General features: G+C 66.7%; 9 protein-coding genes. All 9 read right to left on the minus strand.

From position 1 onward, the window contains the following. Nucleotides 1-31: 31 nt before the first annotated feature. The 9 genes from pepN to BIV23_RS37265 are packed head-to-tail and all read right to left on the minus strand — an operon-like array spanning nucleotide 32 to nucleotide 11,048. Nucleotides 32-2,584 (minus strand): aminopeptidase N, encoded by a 2,553-nt coding sequence (gene pepN, locus BIV23_RS37225; RefSeq protein WP_071385405.1) that lies wholly within the window; start codon nucleotides 2,582-2,584, stop codon nucleotides 32-34. Continuing rightward, entirely contained in the window at nucleotides 2,575-3,897 is a 1,323-nt protein-coding gene (locus BIV23_RS37230; RefSeq protein ID WP_143079193.1) for an MmgE/PrpD family protein, read from the minus strand. The genes pepN and BIV23_RS37230 overlap by 10 nt, the downstream gene beginning before the upstream one ends. Before the next feature lie 5 nt (nucleotides 3,898-3,902). Then, nucleotides 3,903-5,138, minus strand: coding sequence for an MFS transporter (locus BIV23_RS37235; protein WP_143079194.1), 1,236 nt, complete (start codon nucleotides 5,136-5,138; stop codon nucleotides 3,903-3,905). Continuing rightward, nucleotides 5,135-6,115, minus strand: a complete 981-nt coding sequence (locus BIV23_RS37240; protein ID WP_071385408.1) for a hypothetical protein — start codon at nucleotides 6,113-6,115, stop codon at nucleotides 5,135-5,137. Before BIV23_RS37240 ends, BIV23_RS37235 begins: the two co-directional genes overlap by 4 nt. After that, nucleotides 6,112-7,422 (minus strand): insulinase family protein, encoded by a 1,311-nt coding sequence (locus BIV23_RS37245; protein WP_071385409.1) that lies wholly within the window; start codon nucleotides 7,420-7,422, stop codon nucleotides 6,112-6,114. The genes BIV23_RS37240 and BIV23_RS37245 overlap by 4 nt, the downstream gene beginning before the upstream one ends. After that, entirely contained in the window at nucleotides 7,419-8,162 is a 744-nt protein-coding gene (locus BIV23_RS37250) for a SagB/ThcOx family dehydrogenase (protein ID WP_177240173.1), read from the minus strand. Before BIV23_RS37250 ends, BIV23_RS37245 begins: the two co-directional genes overlap by 4 nt. Nucleotides 8,163-8,164: 2 nt before the next feature. Beyond that, a complete protein-coding gene (locus BIV23_RS37255; protein ID WP_071385411.1) occupies nucleotides 8,165-9,484 on the minus strand; it encodes a YcaO-like family protein in 1,320 nt (439 codons plus the stop codon). After that, entirely contained in the window at nucleotides 9,481-10,365 is an 885-nt protein-coding gene (locus tag BIV23_RS37260) for a TOMM precursor leader peptide-binding protein (RefSeq protein WP_071385412.1), read from the minus strand. The genes BIV23_RS37255 and BIV23_RS37260 overlap by 4 nt, the downstream gene beginning before the upstream one ends. Before the next feature lie 11 nt (nucleotides 10,366-10,376). After that, a complete protein-coding gene (locus tag BIV23_RS37265) occupies nucleotides 10,377-11,048 on the minus strand; it encodes a 2OG-Fe(II) oxygenase (RefSeq protein ID WP_177240174.1) in 672 nt (223 codons plus the stop codon). Nucleotides 11,049-11,190 lie beyond the last annotated feature (142 nt).

Consider the following 11,190-nt stretch of genomic DNA (forward strand, 5'->3'; position numbering starts at 1 on the left):
CACCGGGTCACCGCTGTAGTCGTACCTCGAACTACGAACCCGGAATCACAAGTGCCCGGGATTTTAGGATTCGCTCGACGAAATCCCTGGCTTCCGCGAGGAAGCGTCTGAGTGCGGGGTCGGAGTCGTGGTCGATGGCGAAGGCGTCCAGGTGCTCCAGCAAACGCGGCGAAGCGGCGTTGTAGGGGAAGATTCGGTCCGCCAGGAGGGCACGCATTTTCTCCGGGCGCTCGGCCCACAGGGTCGGCAGCACCTGAAAGTAGGCCTCAGCGAAGCCGCTGGTGAGCTCAGCGTGCTCGGCCAGACCGAAGCCGTTGGCCACGGCCAGTACGGCCTCGGTGCCGAGTTCGGTTTCGGTCAGCAGCCGCCACGCCTCCGTCTTGTGGGCGATGTCCGGGATCGCGGCGCGGGCTCCGCGGGCCTCGTTGCGGCCCTGGTCGGTGGGATCGCATTCGAGTTCCGCGTCGATTTCGGGGTCGCCAGCCCTCCCGGTGGCGGCTAGCCGGCGGAGAAGCATCCAGCGCAGGTCGGTGTCGACGGTCAGGCCCGCGACGGTCTTGGTCCCGCTCAGCAGGGCGCTCAGGTAGTCCAGTTGCCGCGAGGTGGTCGCGGTGCGGGCGAGGAGCTGAGCCCAGGACAGTTGGAGGTCCCCGCCCGGCTCGGCGTCGTGCAGCAGTTCCAGAGCAGACTCGGCCAGTTCGCTCTTGCCGACGGGGACCCAGGCCGGGTCGGCGAGAGTGCGTATCACATACGTCGCGGTCTGGTGCAGGGACTGCAGGACCGCGATCGAATCCTCGGTTCCCATGCCGCGCGTGAGCATGCGCACGAACGTGGGGACGCTGATTTTCGCGTGGACGGTCATGTCCACCACAGCTCCCCAGGAGATCGCGCGCGCCAGTGAATCGGCGAACGTGCCGATGCTCTCCCTCAGGGTGACGAGTGAGTGTGGGTCGAACTCGATCAGCGCGAAGGTGAGGTCGTCGTCGTTGAGTAGTACGAGGTCCGGCTGCCGGACGCCGACCAGTTCGGGCACCGGGGTGCGGGCACCGATCACTTCAACCTCGAGCCGTCGGGTGCGGACCAGGGCGTCGTTCACGAGGTTGTAGAGGCCTACGGCGATGTGGTGTGGGCGCAAGTGCGGATGCGTCTCGGGAGCGGATTGCAGCACCGTGAACTCGGTGTACGCGCCACCTTCGTCAAGCTCGAAGGCTGAGCTGAGGGTACTGACTCCGGCGGTCTCCAGCCACGCCTTCGACCAATCGGACAGATCCTTCCCCGAAGCCTGCTCCAGCTTCGCCAGTAGATCGCTGAGCGAGGCGTTGCCCCCGGCGTAGTCGGCGAAGTAGGCCCGGACACCAGCGAAGAACCGCTCGCGGCCCACGTACGCGACCAGGGCCTTGAGTACCGCGGCGCCCTTGGCGTAGCTGATCCCGTCGAAGTTCGCGATCGCCTCGCTGAGCGTGCCGACCTCCGCCGCGATGGGGTGCGTGGACGGCAACTGGTCCTGCGCGTAGCCCCAGGTCTTGCGACCGTTGGCGAAGGTGGTCCACGCCTCGCTGAACCGGGTGGCCTCGGCGGACGCGAGGCTCCCACAGAACTCGGCGAAGGACTCGTTGAGCCACAGGTCGCCCCACCACTGCATGGTCACGTGGTCGCCGAACCACATGTGTGCCATCTCATGCATGACGATCATGGCTCGCAGTTCGTACTTGGCCGTCGTGGCTTTGGAGCGGAACAGCAACTGTTCGCTGAAGGTGACCAGGCCGGGGTTCTCCATCGCGCCAGAACGGCATTCGGGCACGAAGATCTGACCGTACTTCGGGAACGGAAGGTCGGAGTCGAACAGTTCGGTGAAGTAGTCCAAGCCCTGTTTGGTGATTCCGAACATGTCCTCCGGCTCGAGGTGCGCCGCGAGCGAGGCGCGGACGCCGAGCTCTAGTTGGATGACCTGGCCGCGCGCGGTGGTGTGACTGTCGTGCACGACGGTGTACTCACCGGCGCACAGGCACGCGAGATACGTGGACAGCCGTGGTGTGGGCGGGAAGGTCCACGTCGCGGCGTCCTGCGAACCGACGGGTAGGCGCTTGGGCGAGGGCATGTTGGACAGGACGGTCCAGTGCGCCGGCGCGGTTACGGACAGGTGGAAGACCGCCTTGAGGTCGGGCTGCTCGAAGTCAGCGTAGACACGCCGCGCGTCGGCGGGCTCAAAGTTCGTGTACGTATACACATGGCCGTCGGCGGAGTCAGTGAAGCGGCTGAGACCGCCGCCGTCGGCGCCGTACGCGCAGGATGCCGTGACGCGCAGCTCGTTCTCGGCCGCCAGCCCGCGAAGCGTGATACGTCCGTCCCGGTACGCGGTGGCTGGGTCGATCGGACGCCCATTCAGCAGGATCTCGTGGACCGTGTCGGCGATGAGGTCGGCGTGGGTTTCAACGGCCGGTTCCGCGCAGGAGAAGCGAATGACCGAGGTCGAGCGGAAGGTCCGCTCGCCTTGAGTGAGGTCGAGCGAGACGTGGTACGTGTCGACCCGGAGCAGGCGTGCCCGCTCGACGGTCTCCGCGCGGGTGATCTCCGCTACGCGCATTCGGCACCGGCCAGGTTGGAAAGCGATAGATCGGCCAGCAGGCGGTCGGTGGCTTCGCTCGGCAGTCCCAGCGCGTTGCACTGCCGAAGCTTGCGCATCGGGAGGCCCGGCCTCAGTTTGGGTTCGCCGGTGATCCCGAACGTCATCTGACGCTCGGACAGGATCGAACCGCCGTTGAACAAGCGCAGGACGCTCGGTGCGGTCTCGCCCAAGTCGGTGACCATACGTCCATTGTCGACGAGCCGGATTCGGCTGACGGCGCCGGCGAACGAATCGGGTGCTGTCGCGATTGCCTGGAAGCGGGCGTCCCAGTCCGTGCCGTGTTCGAGGATCAGCGCGGCAACGAGGGTCAGCGAGAATCTGGCCTCCTCGAGGGTGGAGGGTGCTTCGTACTTGTGCGCCTCGAAGATATACGTCGGTATTTCCCACTCCACGCGATCGAACGGCGGAAGCTGAGGGGCGGGGCCGAACGCGTCCAGCAGAAGGCCGACGGGCTCGTCGAAGTATGCGCATACGGGCGACTGCTTGAAGTGGGTCGGCACGAGGTCGATGGCTGCGGGAAACCAGAACTCGCGGACTTCAACGGGCGTGTCGGGTATCGGATCGGTGAGTGGAAGACACCAGTCCTTGCTCGACGGAACACACCCCTTGCTCGCGAACCGCGCCGCGTCGTAGCCGATCCGAGCCGCCGAGGCCACTTGGAAGGCCTTTCCCGTCCCGCCGAAGGCGTGCTGCGAGCCCCCGGCCGCCGAGCACGCCAGTGCCATGGCCGAGCGGATGGTCTCAGTTCTACCTCGCACCGCCCAAGCACAGGCGGCGGCCGTCGCGGGCGCCCCCAGAGTCGAGGTGAGGTGGTGCCCGGCATCCTTGAGCTGCTGACCGACCGCGTCCGCGAGGTGCGCCATACATTCGAGGCCGAGGAGATACGCCTGAAGCACCCGGTCGACCTCGATTCCCGCACTATGCCGCAGCGCGTCGAGCGCGGGCAGGATGATGACTCCGGGGTGGCCGCCGGTGGCATAGTGGACGCTGTCGAAATCACTGGCGTGCGCGAGTAACGCGTTGGTGAACGTGGCATTGGAGGCGTCGACCGCCCGATCGCTCCACCAGATCCGGGCGCCGGAGGCGGTCTCGGGGAACTCGGAGACCACGGCCCACAACTCCGGCCGGTCGGCCCTCGTGATGTAGTGGCAGGCCATCGTGTCGACCAGAGTCAGCTTCGCCTCGAGGAGTTGGGCTTCGGAGAACCGGCCCGGACCGAATCCCGCGATTTCCGCGGGAAGGCTGGCGAGCCTGCGAATCGGCGAGTCCACGTGGGTCACTGTGCATCCGCTTCGACAGGGCCGCGCTCAACAGGGGCTCGCCGCGACTGCAGGCTCCAGACCGCGAGCGCCGCGACGAGGCACGCCGCGAGCAGGAGTGCGGAGACGATCAGCATGAAACGGGTGCCGACGCCCTGCGTCAGGCCACCTGCCAGCAGGGGCCCGAGCCCGGCTCCCAACAGCGTGAGCGAGTTGTTCGTGCCGAGCACGAGTCCGCGGGCTTCGCGCCCCACCTGAGTGTGCGTCAGCCACACCATGAGCATGGTCCCGAACTCGCACGAAAACGTGATGGTCACGACATAGCCGACCGCGAATACCGTGACGGAGCTGGCAATGCTCATGACCAGCACGCCGAGACACGCGCCAGCTAGTCCGGCGCCCAAGCTCCGCTCGAATCCGTAGCGGTCGGCGAGGGTGCCCCACACCCCCGCCATCCCGAGCGCGATCCCGCCGCCCACCAGGAACATGGTGCCGGTGAACTCCGCGCTGTGCGAGGAGTGCAGTGTCTGTGTCAGGAACAGCGGTACCAGGAGGGTGATGCACGAGACGACGCAGGCGCTGACGAAGGAGACGAGCAGCGGGGTTCCCAGTCCATTGCGCACCGAGACGGCGAAGAGCGGGGCGAAAGGGTTGAGCGAACGTGCCGTGCGGCCCTCTCCCGGAATCTGGGGCAGGGCGAACGCCGTCAGGAGAGCGCCAACGCCCATGACGGCGGCCGTGCACACATAGGTGCCAGTGAACCCGATAGTCGCCACCCCGACGCCGCACAGGGCCGGACCCGCCAGCGCCCCGGCCGACCTCGCCGCCGAGAGCGCCGACATCGCCCGCGCCGCTTGACTCTCTCTGACGATCTTGGCGGCCATCGCGAACGCGGCGGGGATGAATCCCGAAGCCAGTCCGTTCACGACGCGGATACCGAGGATCTGCCAGGGCGAGTGGCACAGCGGGAAGAGCGCGTACACGACGGTGAGCAGCACACCCGAGCGCAGCATCATCGCCTTCGGACCGAACCGATCGCTGAGCCTACCCCACACCGGCGAGACGAACGCGCTGACCAGGAAGGAGGCCGCGCTGACCAGACCGGTCAAGAGCGAGGCGTCATGACCGTGGTACACCGAGAGCAGGTACAGCGGGACGAGGACGAAGTTCATGTAGAACGACGTCGAGGAGAGGAGGACGCATCCCGCGATGAGCGAGATCCTCATCCCCGGGCTTGATTCTTCTTCGGTCACGAAAGCTGCCCCTCTTCTCGCAGACTTACGAAGTGCTCGAGCGAAACGTGGGAGATCTGGTCGAGGTACTCCTGAAGGCTTTCATGTGGTGTGCGCGCGGCGACGGAGAGCCACCAGCGCATGAGTCCGTAAGACTCCTCCGTCGCCCTGGCGAGACCCCCGAGCCTCGCCGCACGCGCGATACGCAGGCTGTGGGCCGCCTCAGCGGGTGACGCGGAACGCAGCCAGAGCTCGCATTGCGCCACGACGGCCCATCTGGTCTTCTCGTCCGTCGGTATGGTGACGTTGAGGCCCCAGCCCCGCGGCGTGAGGCGGAGGTCCGCCTGAATGCCGGAGACCAGCGCGTACTCCTCGCGCAAGACCTTCAGCAGGCCCGCCGAGTGGCAGGCCGCCACTGCCGCGCGCAGGAGATCCGTGGACGCCGCGGACGTGTGCCGGTCTCGATCGAATTCGAAAACGAGCTCGACGGGCGCGCCGAGCGGCCTGACCGCGGCCTCGACCGGCCGCGACGCCTCGAAGAGTCCCGCATCGAACGATGTCGGCAGCCGTCGGACGAGTTCGCCTACGGCCTCGAATACTTCGTCGACTCTCGATGAAGGCTCCGCACAGGACACAGCACAGGACAGCGGCAGGATCTCGACTGGCTTCGTCGCCTCGCTGTCGGCGAAAGTCGAGAGCACGGACTCCAATGCCTCGACGGCAGGCAACTCGTCCCCCAGCTTCGCGCTCACTGACAGCGACACGCTGCCACTGCGGACCTCGGCCGTGAGGCGCGCCCGGGCAGTGGGTGGCGAAGCGCACAGTGCTCGGGCTAGTTCGGCTTCGAACTCCGAGACGGCGAACTCGACCGTGACCCTGAGCCGTTCGGCGGCCGGTTCCCTGATGAACGCCAGTGCCGGCAGTTCTGCCGAAACGTGCTGCACTGCGACGCGCTGGTCGACACGGCTGCGGATGAACTCCGTCAGTTCGGGCGTCATCGAAGATCCCCCGGAGCACCGAGAGCGGCTGTCCTGGCGTAGTGTGGAACCGAACGAATCCATGCGCACGCTTCGCGAAGCTGATCCGTCGTCAGCGAGCGCAGAATGTGCTCTGGCCGCAGTTCCCCGCCTGCTGGAAGCCCGTAGAGCTGAATGACGGTCGCGAGCCAACGTGCACGCTGGATACTCGAGCCGGACTTCTCCGAGTACTCCCGCGCCTGACGCATCGCGCATTCGATGGTCGCGCTCTCAAGCGCGTCGTCCATGGTCAGCGCACGAAGAGCCTCCGCGACACCGCGGGTGAATCCGCGTGCCGCCGCGCCGACGCTACTCGCGTACTCGGCGGTGGCCAGATCACCGAAACGAGTCTCGAAGATCTGGTGGAACTGGCCCCATCTGACGGTCATTCCCTGGCACTGCTTCGCCAAGGCTCGACCGTCCTGGACCCGTGCGGGGAAGTCCGACAGGACCGTTTCCAGAATTACCTTCACGGCGAGGTAGAGCGCCGGGTCGCCGACCGGCTCCGGCGTGGGCAGCGCGAGAAGGCCGTAGCAACGCCCCCTCGCGTCATCGTCCAGGAGGTCCTCGGTAAGCGAACGAGCCCGCAGCCGCGGTGCGGCAGGCTCCTCGGTATCGGGCCTCAGGTCTAGCGAATCGAGGCATTCCGCGAGGCGTTCGGCGAGGCCGGAAGCCGGATCCGGCGATGAGGCGACAACACTCACTCTGCGGTTGAGATACGTCTGCCGGTAGTAGTTGAGCAGCGAGTCGGCTGTCACGGCGGGCCGGTAGTGCGCGGGATAGCCATCGTGGCTCGATTCCGCGTCCAGGAACGCCAGATCCCGCGCTCCACGCCAGGTGTCCAGCGAGTAAGCGTTGGCGGCATGCCGGGTCGTGACTTCGTGCTCGATGACACGGAGCGCGTTTTCGATGTCCGACCGGTCGAACCTCACGACCGAGAGACGGGCACGCAGAGAACGTTCGAGGAGCGCATCCGGGCTCTCATAAGGCACCACATCGAGGAACGTCGTCGAGTCCGGACGTGTGACTGCCGTAGAATAGCCGCCGACGGCTTCCAGCGAAGCATGTACGGACTCGTCCAAACGCAGGGTGCGGGCTCTGAAGAGCAGATGCTCGACAAGATGGGCATACCCGACCGTGCCGACGTGCTCGGAGCGGAAACCGGAGCACGTGGACAGCGCGAGAACCTGACTTGCCGATTCCTCGACTCGTCGGCACACGATGTCGAAGCCGGCCGCATGAACCGTCGCTTCTTCAATGGTCTTCGAGGCCTCGGCTAGGGCGGTCACGGCAGCACCACGGTCTGAACCGGCAGTTCCTGGTCCGCCTTGAGGTCGAGCATCCTGCTGAGCCGAGACTCGCTGAAACCGCCGAACGGGCAGCATGCGACGCCGAGAGCGCTGGCGACCAATGCCAGGTTCTGCGATGCGTGTCCCGCCTCGATCAGCGCGTACCGGTAGCCTCGCGCTCCGTACTTCACCATATTGCGATCGATCGCGGCGGTGAACACGAAGACGGCGCGCGGACCGCCGGACCACGCGTAAAGCGCCGTGGTGATCTCGTTCGCCTGGCCTCGATCAGGCGAGGGGATGGCGACCAGAGCGTTGTGTGTCACGGAGAAGTGGTAGACGCCCGCGTCGAGCGACTGGACGCGTGGCGCGAGCACGTACACCTCGAGCGGGAATCGTGCGCCGGCCGAGGGGTAGTAGCGCGAGACGCCTGGCGGCTTGTCGGACTGAGGGCGGATCCCGGTGCTGCGAATGAGCAAGGTGGCCAGTTCCCGCAGGGACAGCGGATCGTCGGTGCGCGCCCGCTCCGACCGCCGCCGATCGAGGCTCTCCGCCAGGCTGACGTCGTCGAGACCCAAGGGCTCGGGCAATGGCACCTGCCGGTAACCCGGAAACTGCTTGGTGCTGATCGCCCGCCAGGACAGCGGCCACTGCGATGCGTCGAAGCCCGTCTCCAGGGCCGACATCCACGTCGGTGAGGACGTGTACTGATGGAATGCGATGACTTCGTCACGTGGCATGTTCATAGGAAGGGATGCGGTCCGATCTTGTCCGTCGTGCTCCCCGAGCCGCTGCCGACGATGCGTTCCTGCAGCCTCGCCGTACGGATCATGCACGACTCGTCGAGGTGCATCGGTTGCAGCGCCGGGACCAGCGCCTTGAGGCAGTAGACGCCGAAAGACCGCACATCCGGCGGCGTGCAGTCGACGACGATGGCGCCACCCGGGAGAGACACGAGGTGGTCCACAAGCTGCGCGGGTTCGTAGATGGGAGCGTCCGTCACCGCGCTCTCCGGCATGACGGCTGCCCCGTCGAACCAACTCAGTGTGCCAACACGCTCCGGCTGCGCCCAGTAGTACCCGCGCAGTTCACCGCTCGTCACAGGTTGGGCTGACGGCGCCCGGCTCAACAATTGTTCGCCGTACGCGAGCCGGCTCCTCAGGGCCCTGTTGAACGCGGCCGCCTCGCACAGCGCGCTCTCCGCCGCCGCAGCGATGCTCGCCGCCGCCCCGCTGCCGACACAGACCGCCGGGCTCCGGCCCGTCGGATCCTCGACGACGACGACGACCACATGAGCAGGCAGGTCCGTCTGAACCTGGGCGAAGGTCACGGATTTGTCGGTAGCTTGCATGGCCCGCGTGTAGGCGAGCATCCGCGGACCGAGCACGTGCGCCGGTTCGATCAATCGAACGGCACAGCCGCCGTAATGCAGCAGCATCGTCGCATCGCGTTCGACGATCTCGTGCAGAGCCCGCGTCAGGGTGTGCGGCCAGGCGAGGCCGCTCGCCGCCCCGGTCGTCAACGGCTCGCGCAGCTCCTGCTCGCCGTCGGCGAAGGCGTAAGGGACGTACACGGCCTGAGCCGGAACGAGGACCTCGGCGCCAGTCGCCAGGTCGAGCCCGGCCACCCAGCGAAAGAGCGAATCTCTATCGACCGGGCGGCGCACATCCGCGAAGAGGTCGACGTCGATGAAGGCTCTCAACTGCTCGGCCAACCTCTTCGGTGAGGCGTGCACCAGCCGGTCCTTCTCGTAGAGCGACAGACTGTAGCGTTCGAAGCCCTCGAACATCGCGCGGGACGCCGACGAAACCGGCTCGTCGGTACGTCCCATCATGATCGGGCCGACGCGGTAGCCGCCGTCGGAGAGCGACGCGGTTGGCCGCAGCTCCATCCGGACAGAGAGCAGGTCGTGATCGTCGTTGTAGTAGTTCTTCTCTTCGCGGAGTTCATTGAAGAGCCCGGTCGCCGAGTCCACGGACGCCTGGAAGCGGCGGTGGAGCGCGGTCGCGTCGGGCTCGTCGCGCTCAGGCCCGGACAGCAGCTTCTCGCGGAGCCCGATCACGACCCGTCCCCCGCGCTCCCCGCGGCCGCGGGACTCGGAGCGAGTCGGCAGGTACGGCAGTGCGGCACCTCGACCAGCGGATGCAGCTCGTACCGAGCGTGCGACGGGTCCGCCGCAAGTACGTTCGCGAGCGTGTTCGGCACCTGTCCCGACGCGATCCGCTGGACCTCGAGCGCCGCCAGGAGCACGGCGTGGTCCCAGGCATCAGCGCTCGGGGCGGCGAACACCGACGTCCAACCGCTCTCGTTCACGCCAAGAACGTCGGCTGCGACCTCTTTTCTCGCCGATCCCCAGTTGGGCGAGTTGCGCCACCACAGGCACTCTAGGCAGGGCGAGATGCCGGGCAGGACGAACGGACCGAGAGTGGTGCCGCCCGCGCCGACTCGCGCGGAAAGATAGGCGGCGCCGCGAGAGATACTCGCGAGGTTTTCACGCTGCTGCGCCGAGCGCTCGTGGACTCCTGAGAGCGAGACCACCAAGTCCCGCTCCGAGAGTTCCGCAGAAGGCAGATCGGGCGCGACCTCGACGGTGGGACCGCGGTCGGCGATTCGCGCCTTCAGTTCGGCGCCCCGCGAACCGGTGAGCACGACGCGCGTATAGGGATGCTTCAGCCTGACCTGATCACCACGGGCGCCCACCAGGACCCGGGCCCGTCGTAGTTGGTCGGCGAGGGTCTCCAGCGCTTCTTCGTCGCCGATCACCTCGTCGGCCCCCGAGTCCCTGGCCGCCAGCAGTGCAGCCAGAAGCTCGGCGAGCAGGCCGCGCAGGATGCAGACGCGGCCGGTGAAGGTGTTCAGCACGACGACGTCGGCGCCGCGGTCGGCCACGACGACGTGCGGATCGATGCGATCGAGGAAGGAGGCCTGGGCGAGAGAGATCATAAGGATGCGTACTAACTCGTGAAGGCGTTCGGGCGGGCGTCGGGCGACTGGGTTCGACCGTCCTCGGTCCTGAAGGACCAGACCAGGCTGTAGCGCCGGCCATGGTCCATCCGCTCCACCTGGTGCAGGGAGCGCTCGCTGACCGCGAGCGAAGCGGCGGTGTTATGCAACGGGGCATACTGCCTGGCCAGGACTGGCTCGGCGTCTCCCGCGGGCTGCCGGAACATTCTGAGACGGCCGCCCATCGACTCATCCCAGCCGTCGTTCAGGTAGGTGATAACCCGATGGGTGAGATAGTCGGCCTCGCCGACGGCCTCAGGTCGGTGGTCGGTATGCACAACCGTCTGGTGCCCGTCCTCGTGTCGGTAGGCCTCGATGAAGATGTTGGGCGAGAGCTTGACCTCGTAGACCGACTCGAGTCTCCGCTTGACCGCGCCGATCAACTGCGCGGAGAAGAGTCCTTGCACCTGCAGGGAAAGACCGGAGGCGGTGACGAAGAAGGCGTTGGCCTCCCAGTACTCGGTGCGCCGCACCTTCCACTGGGGCGTGGTCTTGAGCCAGTCGAGCAGGACCGCGGCGGCATCGGGAGTGTAGAACTCCGGGCAGGTGAAGTGCAGGAACGGATCGGCCTTCGCGTCGATCCGATCGAACATGAGCAGCTCAGATACGTCAGGGCTTGGCATGGACATCCTTCGTACGCGTGGACTCGCTCCGCATCGAGGCCCGCGACCTACGGCTGCGGGCATCGATGCGGAGGCAGCCTCACTTACTAGCGGTCACGAGGGTGGGCAGCTGCTCAGTCCTCGGCCGCCAGGAACGAACGAC

It is taken from the genome of Streptomyces monashensis, from assembly GCF_001866665.1.
Classification (GTDB): Bacteria; Actinomycetota; Actinomycetes; order Streptomycetales; family Streptomycetaceae; genus Streptomyces; species Streptomyces monashensis.